Source organism: Variovorax gossypii (assembly GCF_003965815.1).
Classification (GTDB): domain Bacteria; phylum Pseudomonadota; class Gammaproteobacteria; order Burkholderiales; family Burkholderiaceae_C; genus Variovorax; species Variovorax gossypii.
The window spans coordinates 1562468-1577928 of sequence record NZ_RXOE01000002.1 but is presented as its reverse complement, the minus strand read 5'-3'; the positions used below and the strand labels follow the sequence as shown (position 1 = coordinate 1577928).

Here is a 15461-nt window from a genome sequence, read left to right as displayed (position 1 = left end):
TGTGGTGACGCCAGGGCCGACGTCGACCACGATGCCCGCGCCTTCGTGGCCCAGGATGGCGGGGAAGATGCCCTCGGGGTCGGCGCCCGAGAGGGTGTAGTAGTCGGTATGGCAGATGCCGGTGGCCTTGATCTCGACGAGCACTTCGCCGAACTTCGGGCCTTCGAGGTCGACGGTTTCGATGGTGAGCGGGGCTCCGGATTTCCAGGCGACGGCGGCTTTGGTTTTCATGTGTCGTTGACGAAAAGTGAGTGAGTTGCAGGAAGAGAAGAAATGCGTGGCTCGGCTCAGATGCCGTGCAGGAACCATCCACCGTCGACCATCAAGTCGGTGCCCGTCACGTAGCTCGCCATTGGCGAAGCCAGGAACAGCACCGTGCTCGCGATCTCGAAAGGCTCGGCCTGCCGGCGCAGCGGGATGTTGTCGAGCACGCCGCTGTCCTGCAGTTGGCGGAACAGCTCCGGCTTGAGGTTTCCCGGCGTGGCGGTCAGCCCCGGCGACACCGAGTTCACGCGGATGCCGTGCGGCGCCAGGGCGAGCGCGAGGTTGCGCGTCATCGCCAGCACGGCGCCCTTCGATGCATCGTAGGCGCAGTGGTTGGGCATGGGCTTGTGGCCGCAGATCGACGACAGGTTGACGATCGCCCCGCCCTGCCCGTGCGCCTTCATGCGCCGGCTCGCCGCCTGCGCGCCGAAGAACATCGCCTTGCAGTTCACCGCGAACATGTGGTCCCAGAAGGCGGCATCGATCTCCTCCACCGCGCGCAGCGGATAGATGCCCGCGTTGTTCACGAAGACGTCGATGCGCCCGTGCATGGCGACCGCCGCATCGAGCAGGCCCTCGATCTGGTCGTGTTCGGTCACGTCGGTGGGGACATGGCGCACGTCGAAGCCTTCAGCCGCGAGTTCGCCGCAGCGACCTGGATGAAGATCGCCGACGACCACGCGCGAGCCGGCCTCCGCGAAACGCCGGGCGATGGCCAGGCCGATGCCTTCGCCGCCGCCCGTCACCACGGCGGTCTTGCCGCTGAAGTCGAGCAGGTCGGCGAAGGGCACGTGCGGCAGCGCCCGATAGGAAGGTGCGTCGCTCATCAGTAGATGGAACGGACGATGCCGCCGTCCACGCGCAGCGCCGCGCCGTTGATGGCGCTCGCGCGCCGGCTGCACACGAAGGCCACGAGATCGGCTACTTCCACCGGATCGATGAGCCGCGCGATGATCGATGTGCCGCGGTTCTCCGCGACGAAGCGTCGCTCGGCTTCCTCGTAGGGCAGTTCCGGGAACAGCTCCTGCACGAAAGCCCGGACGCCCTCGGTGCGGGTAGATCCGGGCACGACGGCGTTGACCGTCACGGCCGCCCCCCGGGTCAGCTCCGCCAGCGTGCGCGAGACCGACAGCAGCATCGACTTCGATGCGCTGTAGTGCGGCAACTCCGGCGCGGGCACGATGGCCGCCTCGCTCGACAGGAACACGATGCGGCCCCTGCCCCGCTGCAGCATGCCCTGTATGTAGTGGCGGCCCAGCCGCACGCCGCTCATCACGTTCACCTCGAAGCTCTCGAGCCACTGAGCGTCGGTGGTCTGCGTGAAAGGCACGGACTCGTAGATGCCGAGGTTGTTCACGAGGATGTCGATCTCTGGCAGCAGCGCGATGGTCTCGCCGCAGCCCCGGGCATCGCCGTTGTTGGCGACCAGCCCCTCGAGCCGCGCGCCGGGCGCGCTCTCGCGCAGGTCGACGAGCGCGGCGTCGACCGCCTGCGCGGTGCGTCCGTTGACGTGGACGATGGCGCCTTCGCGCGCCAGCGTGCGGGCAATTTCGCGTCCGATGCCGCCTGTCGATGCTGTGACGAGCGCGCGTGCGCCCTCGAGTCCGAGATCCATAAAGTGTCCTGTTGTCGTGGAGGAAGATTTCTTGGAGGAAGCGGCTGACCGCCTTCAGCCGTCGAAGCGCGGCGCCCCGTTGTGCGCCGTCAGCCCGCCATCCACCGGCAGGTTGACGCCGTTGACGAACGAGGCATCGTCCGAAGCAAGGAAGGCCACGGCAGCAGCGACCTCGGCCGGCTCCGCGATGCGACCCATCGGGTAGGCCCTGGCAAAGGCCTCCTCGATCTTGGCTGGGTCGAGCTTCGCGATCGCGGCGTCGAACATCGGCGTTCTCACGGAGCCCGGGCACACCGCATTCACGCGGATGCCGAACTTCGCGAGGTCGAGCGCCATGCTGCGCGTGAGGTGCGTGACGGCACCCTTGCTCGTGGCGTAGGCCGCCTGCCCGAAGTCTCCGCCCAGGCCGGAGATCGAGGAGAGATTGACGATGGCCGTCGGTCGGCCCGCCGCCTTCAGCAGCGGCAGTGCCGCCAGCGACAGGCCCATGGTGCCTTCGACGTTCACCGCCATGAGCCGGCGCCAGTGCGCCATGTCGGTCTCCTCGAAACTGCCGCCGTGGTGGATGCCCGCGTTGTTCACAAGCGCGTCGAGCCGGCCGTGCCGCGCGCGGATGCGCTCGATGGCGGCGGCGATGTCGTCGCTGCTCGTGACATCGAGCCCGATGGCGAATGCGCCCTGCCCCTTGGCCTCCAGCGAAGCGGCGACGGCAGTAGCGGCCGACAGGTCGCGATCGGCCACGACCACCGCGGCGCCCTCCTGCGCCAGGCGCTGTGCGATCGCCGCGCCGATGCCCGAGCCCGCGCCGGTCACGAGCACGATGCGCTGTTCGAAACGTTGCATGCCCGCGCTCCTCACACGAACTTGGTCACGCCGCCGTTCACCGCGAGCTCCACGCCGGTGATGAAATCGGCCTGGGCCGAGGCGAGGAACAACACTGCCGCCGCCACGTCCTCGGGGCGGCCCAACCGGCCCGAGGGGATGTTCGCGGTCTTGAGGAAGATATCGACCGCTTCCTCGCGGCCCGAGCCGTACTTGGCGGCGAGCGAGTCGAGGAAGCCGCCGGGGCGGTCCCACAGCGCGGTGCGCACATGCGCGGGCGACACCACGTTGGAGCGCACGCCCTGGCCGGTGAACTCGGTCGCGAGGATCTTCGACAACATCAGGATCGCTGCCTTCGACACGCTGTAGTCGGGCAGCAGCGGATGCGGGATGCGCCCCGTCTCCGAGGCGCAGTGCACCAGCGCCCCGCGCTTGCGCTCGAGCATGTGCGGCAGCACCGCGCGGCTCATGCGCACGTAGCCCATGAGGTTCAGGTTGAAGGTCGCCTGCCAGTCCTCATCGCTGATCTTCAGGAAGCCGTCGCGCGCGGTCGCCACGCCCGCGTTGTTGAAGAGGATGTCGATCTGGCCGAAGCGTTGCAGCGCTTCGCGCGTGAGCTGCCCGGCGGCGTCGGCGTCGCGCATGTCGGCCTTCACGGGGTGCAGACCGTCGCCACCCAGCGCCTGCAGCGCCGAGGTGTCGAGGTCGGCGGCGACCACGCGCGCACCGGCCTCCAGAAACTGCCGCGTGGTCGCCAGGCCGATGCCGGCTCCAGCGCCCGTGACGATCGCGACGCGATCCTTCAAGCTGTTGTCCATGGTGTTGTTCTCCGTTGGTTGTCTCTTCAGGGGATGATTCGTTCGTGGCGCAGCTGGTCGAACAGGTCGAGGAACGACCGCTCGGTGTCCTGGAAGCCGAGGAAACCCAGGCGCCGGCTCTTGTTCATGTCGTTGACGCACTCCATGGGGCGGCCCAGGTCGAGGTCGGTGTGCCAGGCCGATGCCAGCTCGTCGATGCCGTGCGGCTGCAGGCGATGCGCCTGCACGAGGCCGCTCCACAGCGGCGCCATGTCGGCCATCTGCTGCAGTAGCGGCACTTGTGCGCCCGGATACGGCGCGGCCTCGAGACCGAAGTAGCCACCGATCACGCTCCACAGCCGCTTCCAGCGGAACACATCGCCGTTGGCGACGTTGAAGGCCTCGTTGCGCGCCGCGGGCGCTGTGGCGGCCCAGGCCAGGTGCCGTGCCAGCAGGCGCGCATCGGTCACGTCGCTGAGGCCCGCATGCTGTGTGGGCGAGCCGGGAAACAGGAAGGGCCGTCCGTGCGCCTTGCAGACCGAGGCATACACCGCAAGCGTGACGCCGATGTTCATCGCATTGCCCACGGCGTAGCCGACGATGGTGTGCGGCCGATGCACGCTCCACGACCAGCCGTTGCGCGCGGCGAACTCGAACACCACGTCTTCCTGCACGTAGTAGAAGTTGTCGATCGGAAGGCGCGGCTGGTCCTCGCGGAACGGCGTCTCGGGCTGGTTGCGCGCATACATGTCGAACGGTCCGAGGTAGTTCTTGGTGCCGGTGACCAGCGCCACGTGCCGCACCGAGACCTGACCGGGGCCGCTCACGGCATCGAGCACGTGACGCACCATCGCGCCGTTGACGCGGCAGTTCTCGGCCTCGCTGGACATGCGCGTCCAGGTGCAGAAGAAGACGTGGGTCGGGCGTGCATCGGCCAATGCGCGTCGCGTAGCCTCGGCATCGAGCACATCGAGCGCAACGTGCTTCACGCGCGACAGGCCCGATGGCGGCTTGCGAGAGATGCCCAGCACCTCCCAGCCGCCTTCGGCCAGCAGCTGGCGTGCGAGGTTGTTGCCGACGATGCCGGTGACGCCGACGATGAGTGCGCGTTTGTCGAACATGGAATTCCTTTCGATGTGAAAGCAGCGGGGGCCCTGGCCTCAGCCGCCCTGTCTGCGGCTGTAGAGGCCGACCATGACGACAACGACGAGCCCGTAGCAGATCTGCTTGACGGCTTCGGGCACATGCATCAGCGACAGCATGCTGCTCATCAGCGTGATCAGCAGCACGCCCGCCACGGTGCCGCCGTAACGACCGCGACCGCCCAGGATGCTGGTGCCCCCGACCACCACGGCCGCGATGCCCGGCAACAGGAACGGGTCGCCCATGCGCTGGTACGACTGCCCGGCGTAGCCAGCCAGCAGCAGCCCCGCGATGGCGCTGCAGACGCCCGAGGCCACGAAGGCGCCGAGGATGACGCGGCGGGTGTCGATGCCCGACATGTGGGCAGCCACCTCGCGCGTGCCGACCGCGTAGATGTAGCGCCCCATCAACGTGCGCCGCAGCCCCCACACCACGAAGGCCGACACCGCCAGCCACACCAGCACCGCGTTGGGCAGCACGCCGAAGCTGCGGCCCGCGCCCAGCGCGGCCATGACGGGCGAGGGCTCGCTCGATATGACGGTGTTGCCGGCATAGAAGGCCACCGCGCCCAGCAGGATGGTGTTGACCGCCAGGGTCCAGATCAGCGACGGAATGCGCAGATAGGCCACGCCCACGCCATTCAGCAACCCGATGAGAGCGCCGGCGGCGATGCCCGCCAGCGGGCCGAGCTCGGCCCAGGCGCCGCCGCCGGCGCGCGTCACGGCCGTGCCGACGGTGGCCGCGACCGTCAGCGTCCAGGGCACCGACAGGTCGATGTGCCCGAGCAGGATGACCAGCGTCGCACCTGCGGCGATCACACCGAGGAACGCACCGCTCTGCAGCTGCAGCAGCAGGTAGGTCGGAGAGAAGAACTGGCTGTTGAGGGTGCCGCCCAGCAGCAGCAGGGCCGCGAGCGCCAGCAGCACGGCGCCGGTGGGGGTCTTGAAGTGGGAGCGCAGATTGGTACTGGGTGCGAGCGTGCTCATCGGAAGATCTCCAGGCGGTTGCGGATGCGCAGCAGGCGCGTGGCGCCGAGCGCGACGGCGCAGATCAGCACGAGCCCCTCGAACAGCGGCTGCGCGAGCGGCGGCACGCCGGTGAAGAACATCAGGCTGCCGATGGTGCGCAACATGAAGGCGCCGGCGATGGTGCCGAGCACGCTGGCCACGCCGCCGCTGAGTGCCGCGCCGCCGAGCACCACCGCGGCCACCGAGTTGAGCGTGTACGGCAGGCCGATGGCGGCGTCGCCGCTGGCGGTCTGGAAGCCGAGGAAGAGCCCCGCCATCGCCGCGAAGAGGCCCGCGGTGGCATAGGCCACGACCTTGGCCCGGTCGACCGACAGGCCCGACATGTAGGCGGCCTGCTCGGCCGAACCCAGCGCGAACAGCGTGCGGCCGGTGAGAGAGCGGCGCAGCGGCTCCCACACCAGGAGCACCACCAGCGCCAGCGCGACCAGCGAGGTGGGCACAAGATCGCCCAGCGTACCGGTCATGGCGTCGCTCAGGCCTGCGTCGACCTCCCCGCCCGGCGTGGGCCGCACGAGCAGCGCGACGCCGGTGTAGATGGTGCCGGTGGCCAGTGTCGCGACGATGGGCTGGATGCGCGCGTAGACGACGATCATCCCGTTGACCACGCCGCACAGGGTGCCCACCAGCAGGACCGCTGCGACGCCCAGCGCGACCTGCAAGGGATCGCCCTGCACGAGCACCGAGGCCACGCAGTTGCACAGCGCCATGATGGCGCCGATGGAGATGTCGATGCCGCTCGTGAGCACTACCAGCGTCTGCCCGATGGCGACCAGCGCGAGCGCCGCGCCCTGGTTGAACCAGGCGGTGAGCACGCTGGCCGAGGCGCCGCGCGGATGAATGGCCAGGAAGGCGACCAGCAGCACGGCCAGCAGACCGAACGCGAGCAGCGTGCGCGCATGGTGGCGCAGGTGGATGGAGGCGGACTTCATGCAGCGCACTCCCAGGCCGCGGCATGCACCCGGCTGTCGTTGGCGGGCGCATCCCTGCGCCCGAGATTCATAGCGTTCATGAGGATCTGTTCTTCGGTGAGCATCGCGCCCGCGAGCGAGGCGCGGACCTGGCCGTCGTACATCACGAGCACGCGGTCGCACAGGCCGATGAGCTCGTCGCAGTCGGTCGAATAGAAAAGAATGGCCAGGCCCTTGGCGGCCAGGTCGCGGAACAGACGGTAGATCTCCTGCTTGGTGCCGACGTCGACGCCGCGCGTCGGGTCCATCAGCAGCAGCAGACGCGGCTGCGTGGCGAGCCACTTCGCCAGCACCACCTTCTGCTGGTTGCCGCCCGACAGCGTGGAGACGGCCACGCGGGTGTCGGGCGCCTTGATCTGCAGCGTCTTCACCAGGTCGGCGATCAGCGCGCGCTCGGCGGCGTGGTCGACCACGCCCCAGCGGCTGATGCGGTCGAGCGCGCAGACGCCGAGGTTGTCGTGCACCGACTGGCCCAGCGCCAGCCCTTCGGTCTTGCGGTCCTCGGGGATCAGCGCCATGCGGTAGGCCTCGCGCTTGCCCCCGCGCGGCCCGTTCGGCGGCGTGGATTGCTCGCCGATGCGGATGTCCCCGCGCACGTCGCGCAGCAGCCCCGCGAGCGCCAGCATCAGCTCGCGCTGCCCCTGCCCATCGAGGCCGCCGAGGCCGACGATCTCGCCGGGACGCACCGCGAGCTCGACGCCCTTGAGCTGCGTGCCCGAGCGCAGGCCACTCACCTGGAGGTAGGGCCGCACGGAGGCAGCCGGCGGCTGCGGCTTGGGCGGATACACCTGTGCGATCGGCCGCCCGATCATGAGCCGCACGATCTCCTCGTGCGGCTTGGAGCCCGCTGGAAAGGTGCTCACGTGCTCGCCGTTGCGGAACACCGAGCAGGTATCGGCCAGCGCGTCGACTTCGTGCATGCGGTGCGAGATGAAGAGCACGCAGGTGCCCTCCTCGCGCAGCGTGCGCAGCAGGCGCATGACCTTCTCCACGTCTTCCGCAGTGAGCGCCGAGGTGGCCTCGTCGAGGATCAGCACGCGCGGGCGCCGCACCACGGCCTTGGCGATCTCCACGATCTGCCGCTGCGACAGCGGCAGATCGATGCAGCGCTCGCGCAGGTCGATCTGGCGGTCGCAGCCGATGCGCGCGAGCGCCTCGCGCGCCATCTCGTTCTGGCGGTGCCGGTCGATCAGGCCCAGCCGGTTGCGCGGCGGATTCGCCAGGCAGATGTTGGCTGCCACGCTCAGGTGCGGCACCAGCGACAGCTCCTGGAAGATGCAGACGATGCCTTCGTCGAGCGCCTGCGCGGGCCCCGTCATGCGAAGCTCGCGGCCGTCGAGCCGCACCACGCCGGCGTCGGGCCGCACCACGCCGGCCAGCGTCTTCATGAGCGTGCTCTTGCCCGCGCCGTTCTCGCCGAGGATGGCGTGGATCGAGCCGCGCGCGGCGCTGAAGGACACGTCGCTGAGCGCGGCGATGCCTCCGTAGCGCTTGCTGACGCCGACGAGCTGCAGATAGTCGTTGTTCACTCGGAATCTCCTGGCTTTGCAGGCCGGGGCCTGCTCAGTTGTTGTCCGGGTTGAACTTGTTGATCTCGTCGGGCGTGAAGCTGATGCCGCAGCTCGCGTAGCTCGACACCGTCTCGTAGCTGTCGGGCAGGTTCGGGAAGTAGTTGACGTCGGGCTTCATGTCCTTCGTCAGCACGTTCGGCGTGGGCAGGTTCACCAGCGAGGGCAGCGTCTGGCCCTGCAGCAGCGCGATGGCTGCGCGCATCGCGACCGGGCCTTGTCCCGGCGAAGTCGACACCGAGATGCCCGGGATCTTCTGCTCGATCAACGCCTTGACGAAGCCGTTCTCCGCGTCGCCGCCCACGGGCACCGGCGGGTGGTTGGCGGCCTTCATGGCGCTGGTGACGCCGCGGCAGCCATGCTGGCACACGACCGCGTCGAACTTGCCGTTGACCGCGATGGCGTCGGCCACCACCTTCTGCACGGTGCCGGTGTCCCAGTTGCCGGTGACCTCGACCACCGAGATGTCCTTGTACTTGTCGAGGATCTTGCGCACGCCCGCATGGCGGTCGCGGTCGGTGGAGTTGCCGGGCAGCCCGCGCACCTCGAGCAGCTTGCCCTTCTTCACCGGCATCAGGTCGACCACGGCCTGGGTCTTGATGTCGCCCTCGAACTCGACCCATTCGGGCGTGATGCGCAGCACGTCCGGGCTGTCGACCGGGTTGTCGAAGGACACGAGCACGGTGCCCGCCTTCTTCGCTCGGCGGATCACGGCGTCGAAGGCCTTGGGATTCACTGCGATGAAGGCGATGGCGTCGTATCCGGCCTGGATGAAGTTGTCGATGGCGGCGATCTGGCTCGCCACGTCGGCGCCAGTGCTGACCACCTTCAGCTCCTTGATGTCCTTGGCCACGTCGGGGCGCGCGGCCCAGGCGCGGGTCTGCTGGATCATCTGCATGCGCCATGGGATGCCGGTATGGCCGTTGACCAGCGCCACGCGGTAAGGCCCCTTGCGCGCCGGGTAGCTCACGGTGGTGCTGACACCGGCTGCGGGCTTGTAGCAGGCGGGCAGGAAGGTCTCGGCTGCATTCGATACCGAGACGGCGGTGGCCGCGGCGGCGAAGGCGACCGCCGGCAGGACACGGCGAAGGTTGCGCTGGAAGGTGGGGTTCATGGTTTGTCTCCGGTTTTGTTGAAAGGCAGAAGCTGGAAGGCAGCAGGGATGGCGCCGGGGCTCTAGGCGACCTCGTGCGCGGGAAAGTTCATTTCGATCGTGACCCCCGAGGGATCCTCGAAGAACACCTGGTGCAGGCGCAGGCCGGGCACGGTGCGTTCGCGGAAGGCCACGCCTTCGCGCGACAAGCCCTTGCGGAACTCGGCGACGCCGGTGGCGATGAACGCGAGGTGGTCCAGCGTGCCGGTGCCGCTGGCCGCGGCCTTGTCGCCGAGGTAGTCGCGCAGACCCGACAGGTTGCGTTCGTCGATGCCGATGAGGTGGACCACCCCGTAGTCGGACTCGTCGTCGCCGTTGTAGAGCCACGCGCCGGGGAAATCGAACGCGGGGCGAAAGCCTTCGCGCAGGCCGAGGACCCGCGTATAGAACTGCACGGACGCGGCGAGCTGCGCTGTCCGCACCGAGTAGTGACCGAGCCGCGAGATGGGCATCTTTTGCATCCTTTTAATGATCGATTGATAAATAGTAGTTTGCAAGAATCCGATGGAGACATCTCGTTTTCCCTAGGTTGCAATGGATGGGAAGAAAGAAAGGCCGTGGTGCGAGAGATGCCTTTTGTATCGAATCTACGAGGATGGAGTGTCTGGAAGCCGTAGCGCCGGGCGATCCCCTAACATGCAGGGCGGCAGGGAACTCCTCGTGCCCATGCAGAGAGCCATCCACCCGCCAATTTAATGTTCAATCGATAATTAAAATACCCAACGAAAGCAGCAAGCCCATGCGCACGACGAGCACCGCATCCGCCGCCGACGAGGCCGCCCCGGCCGCGCGGCGGCGCCTCGCGCCGGAGGACCGGGAGCACCAGATCGTCCAGAAGGCGATCGCCTTCTATGCGAGCCACGGTTTCGAGGCCAGCACCCGCGACCTCGCGAAGGAACTGGGCATCACGCAGCCGCTGCTGTATCGCTACTTCCCGACCAAGGACGCACTGGTGGACCGCGTCTACGAGGAAATCTTCGTGCGGCGCTGGAACCCCGAATGGGAAGAGTGGCTCGCCGACCGCGCGGTGCCGCTGGCCGACCGCCTGAAGAGATACCTGCAGGACTACGCGCGCTTCATCCTGCGCAGCGAATGGGTGCGTATCTTCATGTTCGCCGGACTGACGCGCGGCGGCATCAACCAGAAGTACCTCAGCCGCCTGCGCGAGCGGCACTTCAAGGTCATCGCCGCCGAGATGCGGCACAGCTTCGGCATCCCCGATCCGAAGACGCCACAGGAGGAGGAAGACGAGCTCGAGCTGGTCTGGGCCATGCACTCCAGCGTGTTCTACATCGGCGTTCGCAAGTGGGTGTACGAACAGCCGGTGCCGAAGGATCTCGACCGCACGATCGGCTTTCGCGTCGACGCGTTCCTCGCCGGCACGCCGATGGTGCTCAAGAACGCACGCAGCTGAGCCGCGCTATTCGTCGAGCGTGACGCGCTCGTAGAGAAAGTCGAGCACGGCGCGCACCCGCGCCGGCAGTTCCTTGCCCGGGCCGATGAACACGGCGTGCACCGGGTCGGTGTCGCCGGGATTGAAGGACTCGAGCAGCGGCACGAGCAGCCCCTCGTCGAGGTCGCGGCCCACGTGGAAGCGCGCGAGCCGCGCGATGCCCACGCCTTCGAGCGCCAGCTGGCGCATGGTCTCGCCGTCGCTCACGTGCATGTTGCCGCGCGGCACCACCGACAGGCGTGTGCCGTCCGCCTCGACGAAAGGCCAGACCTGTGTGTGGCGGATGAAGCCGAAGCCCAGGCAGTTGTGGCGAGCCAGGTCCTGCGGGTGCACCAGCGTTGCGCGGCCTTCGAGGTAGGCCGGCGAAGCGACCACCGCGAAGCGGCTCTGGCCCAGCTCACGGCTGACGAGCCCCGAGTCCTTGAGCGGGCCGGTGCGGATGGCGATGTCGGTTTTCTCCTCGCGCACATTCACGACCTGATCGGTCAGCACGAGGTCGATGAAGATCTCTGGATAGCGCGCGAGAAATTCCGACATCAACGGCAGCAGGCAGCGCCGGCCGAAGGGCACGTTCGAGTTGATGCGCACTCGCCCGCGCGGCGTGGAGGCCTGCGACACCTCACGCTCGGCCTCGGCCATCGACTCGAGGAGGCCGCGCGCGCGCTCGTGAAAGCCTGCGCCCTCGGGCGTCAGGTGCAGCCCCCGCGTCGAACGCACCAGCAGGCGCGCCCCCAGCCGCGCCTCGAGCCGCGCGACCAGCTTGCTCACCGCGGACGGCGTGAGCGACAGGCGCCGCGCCGCGGCGGAGAAGCTCTGAGAGTCCACCACCTGCACGAAGACTTCCATCTCGCCTGAACGATTGATCTCCTGGCGGGCCATGCGAAGTTATTTCACAACTGTTATTCCAACTGTGAGTCTAGTTCACCGACTCGGGTCTCCCTAGAGTCCGAGGGCATCGTTCATCCAAGGAGACACGCATGCTGTTCACCCCTCACAAATTCGGCCGCCTGAACCTGGCGAACCGGGTCGTCATGGCCCCCATGACCCGCTCGCGCGCGGACCAGCCCGGCGACGTGCCCAACGAGTTGATGGCGACCTACTACGCCCAGCGCGCCGGTGCCGGGCTGATCGTCACCGAGGGCACGCCGGTCTCCGAGGTGGGGCGCGGCTACTCGCTGACTCCCGGCATCTACTCGCCGGCCCAGGTGGCGGGCTGGAAGAAGGTGACCGATGCGGTGCACCGCCGCGATGGCCGCATCTTCGTGCAGCTGTGGCACGTGGGTCGCCGCTCGCATGCGTCGATCTCCGGGCATACGCCGGTGTCGGCCTCGGCCGTGAAGCACCCCGACAAGGTCTACGGCCCGCTGCCCGAGGGTGGTTTCGGGATGATCGAGACCGGCATGCCGCGCGCGATGACGCTCGCCGACATCGAGGACACCATCGGCGACTTCGTCACCGCCGCGCGCAACGCCATCGAGGCCGGTTTCGACGGCGTGGAGCTGCACGCCGCCCACGGCTACCTGATCGACCAGTTCATGCGCCTGCACAGCAACCAGCGCAACGACGCCTACGGCGGCAGCCAGGAAAAGCGCGTGCGTTTGCTGCACGAGGTCACGCAGGCCGTGGCGAACGCGGTGGGCGCAGACAGGGTCGGCATCCGCGTGTCACCCTTCGTGACCGAGGGCTACGCCGACGAAGACCCCGAGATTCCCGCCGTGACTCTCAAGGCACTGCAGGCGCTGGCCCCGATGGACCTGGCCTACGTGCACTTCTCGGAGAACATCTCGCGCTACACAACCATGCCGCCGGCCTACCGCCAGGAGGCGCGCGCTCTCTATCGCAACCCGATCATGGTGGCCGGCAAATACACCAAGGAAAGCGCGCAGAAAATCCTGCATCAAGGCCTTGCCGACCTCGTCGCATTCGGCCAGCCCTTCATCACCAACCCGGACTTCGTCGCGCGCATTGCCAACGACCATGCGCTCACGCCCGTCAACTACGACGCGCATGCCACCTTCTACGGCGGCGACGGCAAGGGCTACACCGACTACCCCGCCTTCGCGGAGGCCGCGTGACCGCCGCGCTGGAGCGCCTGTTGCACGGGGGCTTCAGCATCGGACTGGAACTGCCGCTGGACAACGACTGGAGCGCTGCCGGCGAAGCGACGCGCCAGGCCGCCGGCCGCCTGCGCGGCGAGCCTGACATCGCGCGGCACGCGACGCTCGCCCAGTTGGCGGACCGGCTGGGCTTCCGGGCGCTCTGGGTGCGCGACGTGCCGCTGTACGACCCGAAGTTCGGGGACGCGGCTCAGGTGTTCGAGGTCTTCACCTACCTCGGTTTCCTGGCCGGTGTGACGCGCGACATCCTGCTCGGCACGGCCGCCGTGGTGCTGCCGCTGCGCGAACCGGTGCTCACGATGAAAGCCGCGGCCACGGCGGACATCTTGAGCAACGGGCGCCTGTTGATGGGCGTGGCCAGCGGCGACCGGCCGGTGGAGTACCCGGTTTTCGGCCGCTCATTCGAGGCACGCGGCGACGCCTTCCGCGAACAGGTCGGGATGCTGCGCCGCTGGACCTCGGACGCCCTGGGCGAGGGACTCGAGGTCCTGCCCCGCCCCGTCCGGCCGCTGTCATTGCTGGTGGCAGGCCTCGGGCAGCAGTCGATCGAATGGGTGGGCCGGCACATGGACGGACTGCTTGCCTATCCTCGCACGCCGGAAGAGCACCTCGTGCGCACCCGCGCATGGCATGCCGTGGCAGGTCCGGCCAAGCCCTACACGAGCTTCATCCACCTCGACCTGCTCGCGCAGGCCGACGCACCGGTCACGCGGCATCACTTCGGGGTGATGACGGGGCGCCAGGGCCTGATTGCCGAGCTGGAGGCCATGCGCGAAGCCGGCGTGCAGCACATCGGCCTGCATCTGCGCCGCTGCCAGCGGCCCGTGGCGGAGGTGCTGGAGGAGATCGGCAGCTACGTGCTTCCGGTCTTCCACGAGCGCTGAAAAGGCAGCCCCGACCGCCCGCAGGCAGCCGCCGGCCTCGCGGCCTTGGCAAGCAATGCGCGATCTGCATGCTGCCCCAGGGGCGCGCGGGCAATGCCGCCCCTCCCTGCCCCCTCTCTCCCTCCGTCCGTTTCACCTGCTTACCCTGCGTGCCACGGGGAAATCGAGTGCTTTTGCTAAGCTGGCCGCCCGCGCGCCGCCGCCATACTGCAGCGTCCCCGGCCAAGACGGGTGCCTTGCCTGGGCATGCGGCGACAGCAAGAGATCGAGAACAACGAAATCCCCTTGAAATCAGGACCTCCGAGAGCCTCATGAAAATCGCCACCTGGAACGTCAACTCCCTCACCGCGCGCCTGCAGCACGTGCTCGACTGGCTCATCGCCAACCCGGTCGACGTGCTCTGCCTGCAGGAGCTCAAGATGACGGACGACAAATTCCCGCTCGACGTGCTCAAGTCGGCCGGCTACGAGGCCGCGGTGTTCGGCCAGAAGACGTACAACGGCGTCGCGATCGTGAGCCTCGCGCCGGTGCGCGACGTGGTGAGGAACATCACCGGCTTCAGCGACGACCAGTCGCGCGTGATCGCGGCCACGGTGGAGACGCCCTCGGGCCCGCTGCGCGTGGTCAACGGCTACTTCGTGAACGGACAGGCGCCGGGCACCGACAAGTTCGAATACAAGATGAAGTGGCTCGATGCCCTGCGCGACGCGCTGCGCCAGGAGCTTGCGAGCAACCCCGACCTCGTGCTGCTGGGCGACTTCAACATCACGCCCGAGGACCGCGACAGCTTCGACCCCGTGGGCCTGAAGGAAACGATCCACCACACGACCGAGGAGCGCAACCACTTCAAGGCGCTGCTCGACCTGGGCCTGAAGGACAGCTTCCGCATGTTCGACCAGCCCGAGAAGAGCTACTCGTGGTGGGACTACCGCATGCTGGGCTATCAGAAGAACCGCGGCCTGCGCATCGACCACATCCTCGTGGGCGAGTCGCTGGTGCCGAGCGTGAAGGGCTGCATCATCGACCGCGTGCCGCGCAAGTGGGAAAAGCCGAGCGACCACGCACCGGTGGTGCTCGACCTCGACCGTGGTGCCTGACCCCATGCGCTCGACGCTCCTTCGGACCGGCCGTCATCTGGCGCTTGCAGCGGCGGCGCTATCGCTCGCGGCCTGCTCGCTGCTGAAGCCGGCCGACAAGGCCGGGGAAGGCGACAAGGGCACCACCGCGACCACGCCCTCCGGCGAGACGGCGACCGACAGCCGCGATGTGCCGACGGTGCGTCTGATCACCGCGCAGACGCCCGCGATACGCACCTACCGCAAGATCGGCGCACGCCACATCTACAACAAGTACGCGAACCGCATCTACAAGGGCAAGCTTCCGCCGCTGGTGTACGCCGTGGTGGTGGTCGAGACCGACATCGACGCGACGGGCAAGGTGACGAACGTCACCTTCAGCCGCACGCCGAGCCACGCGCCGGAAGTGGCGCCGATGATCGCGGAGATGATCAAGGCCGCGTCGCCCCTGCCCAGTCCGGGCAAGCTGGGCGGCCACACCTACGTGGACACCTGGCTCTGGGACCGCAGCGACAAGTTCCAGATCGATTCGCTGACCCAGGGGCAAAGAAGCCGCTGAAAGAAAAAAGGCCC

Annotated in this window: 17 protein-coding genes; 5 read left to right on the top strand and 12 right to left on the bottom strand. The window is 68.0% G+C overall.

All coding sequences use genetic code 11. The features are described 5' to 3' along the window. The 11 genes from EJP69_RS14960 to EJP69_RS14910 all read right to left on the bottom strand — a co-directional run. On the bottom strand, positions 1 to 231 hold a 231-nt coding region (locus EJP69_RS14960), incomplete at its 3' end, for an alcohol dehydrogenase catalytic domain-containing protein (RefSeq protein ID WP_170217119.1). A gap of 56 nt (positions 232 to 287) precedes the next feature. Further along, a complete protein-coding gene (locus EJP69_RS14955) occupies positions 288 to 1091 on the bottom strand; it encodes an SDR family NAD(P)-dependent oxidoreductase (protein WP_126470998.1) in 804 nt (267 codons plus the stop codon). Beyond that, positions 1091 to 1879 (bottom strand): SDR family NAD(P)-dependent oxidoreductase, encoded by a 789-nt coding sequence (locus tag EJP69_RS14950; RefSeq protein ID WP_126470996.1) that lies wholly within the window; start codon positions 1877 to 1879, stop codon positions 1091 to 1093. The genes EJP69_RS14955 and EJP69_RS14950 overlap by 1 nt, the downstream gene beginning before the upstream one ends. A gap of 54 nt (positions 1880 to 1933) precedes the next feature. Beyond that, complete coding sequence (gene budC, locus EJP69_RS14945; protein ID WP_126470994.1) at positions 1934 to 2722, bottom strand: meso-2,3-butanediol dehydrogenase; 789 nt, start codon at positions 2720 to 2722, stop codon at positions 1934 to 1936. 11 nt (positions 2723 to 2733) lie between these two features. Beyond that, a complete protein-coding gene (locus EJP69_RS14940) occupies positions 2734 to 3519 on the bottom strand; it encodes an SDR family NAD(P)-dependent oxidoreductase (RefSeq protein WP_126470992.1) in 786 nt (261 codons plus the stop codon). Between the two features lie 26 nt (positions 3520 to 3545). After that, positions 3546 to 4619, bottom strand: coding sequence for an SDR family oxidoreductase (locus tag EJP69_RS14935; RefSeq protein WP_126470990.1), 1074 nt, complete (start codon positions 4617 to 4619; stop codon positions 3546 to 3548). A gap of 39 nt (positions 4620 to 4658) precedes the next feature. Then, positions 4659 to 5627 carry an ABC transporter permease gene (locus EJP69_RS14930; protein WP_126470988.1) on the bottom strand — a complete coding sequence of 323 codons (969 nt, stop codon included), beginning with the start codon at positions 5625 to 5627 and terminating at the stop codon, positions 4659 to 4661. Next, positions 5624 to 6598 carry an ABC transporter permease gene (locus tag EJP69_RS14925; RefSeq protein WP_126470986.1) on the bottom strand — a complete coding sequence of 325 codons (975 nt, stop codon included), beginning with the start codon at positions 6596 to 6598 and terminating at the stop codon, positions 5624 to 5626. The genes EJP69_RS14930 and EJP69_RS14925 overlap by 4 nt, the downstream gene beginning before the upstream one ends. Next, complete coding sequence (locus EJP69_RS14920; RefSeq protein WP_093301083.1) at positions 6595 to 8166, bottom strand: sugar ABC transporter ATP-binding protein; 1572 nt, start codon at positions 8164 to 8166, stop codon at positions 6595 to 6597. Before EJP69_RS14920 ends, EJP69_RS14925 begins: the two co-directional genes overlap by 4 nt. Before the next feature lie 34 nt (positions 8167 to 8200). Continuing rightward, complete coding sequence (locus EJP69_RS14915; protein ID WP_093301085.1) at positions 8201 to 9319, bottom strand: sugar ABC transporter substrate-binding protein; 1119 nt, start codon at positions 9317 to 9319, stop codon at positions 8201 to 8203. 62 nt (positions 9320 to 9381) lie between these two features. After that, entirely contained in the window at positions 9382 to 9810 is a 429-nt protein-coding gene (locus EJP69_RS14910; protein WP_126470984.1) for a VOC family protein, read from the bottom strand. Positions 9811 to 10097: 287 nt separating this feature from the next. On the opposite strand from EJP69_RS14910, the gene EJP69_RS14905 reads away from it, so the two are divergent. Further along, complete coding sequence (locus EJP69_RS14905; RefSeq protein ID WP_093301088.1) at positions 10098 to 10772, top strand: TetR/AcrR family transcriptional regulator; 675 nt, start codon at positions 10098 to 10100, stop codon at positions 10770 to 10772. Between the two features lie 6 nt (positions 10773 to 10778). On the opposite strand, the gene EJP69_RS14900 is transcribed toward EJP69_RS14905, so the two are convergent. Beyond that, a complete protein-coding gene (locus EJP69_RS14900; RefSeq protein WP_126470982.1) occupies positions 10779 to 11690 on the bottom strand; it encodes a LysR family transcriptional regulator in 912 nt (303 codons plus the stop codon). A gap of 98 nt (positions 11691 to 11788) precedes the next feature. On the opposite strand from EJP69_RS14900, the gene EJP69_RS14895 reads away from it, so the two are divergent. The 4 genes from EJP69_RS14895 to EJP69_RS14880 all read left to right on the top strand — a co-directional run bounded on the left by EJP69_RS14895 (position 11789) and on the right by EJP69_RS14880 (position 15447). Continuing rightward, positions 11789 to 12886, top strand: coding sequence for an alkene reductase (locus EJP69_RS14895; RefSeq protein ID WP_126470980.1), 1098 nt, complete (start codon positions 11789 to 11791; stop codon positions 12884 to 12886). Then, complete coding sequence (locus tag EJP69_RS14890) at positions 12883 to 13812, top strand: TIGR03571 family LLM class oxidoreductase (RefSeq protein ID WP_126470978.1); 930 nt, start codon at positions 12883 to 12885, stop codon at positions 13810 to 13812. The genes EJP69_RS14895 and EJP69_RS14890 overlap by 4 nt, the downstream gene beginning before the upstream one ends. A gap of 311 nt (positions 13813 to 14123) precedes the next feature. Next, entirely contained in the window at positions 14124 to 14909 is a 786-nt protein-coding gene (gene xth, locus EJP69_RS14885; RefSeq protein WP_126470976.1) for an exodeoxyribonuclease III, read from the top strand. A gap of 4 nt (positions 14910 to 14913) precedes the next feature. Then, complete coding sequence (locus EJP69_RS14880; RefSeq protein ID WP_093199646.1) at positions 14914 to 15447, top strand: hypothetical protein; 534 nt, start codon at positions 14914 to 14916, stop codon at positions 15445 to 15447. The last annotated feature ends 14 nt before the right edge of the window (positions 15448 to 15461 follow it).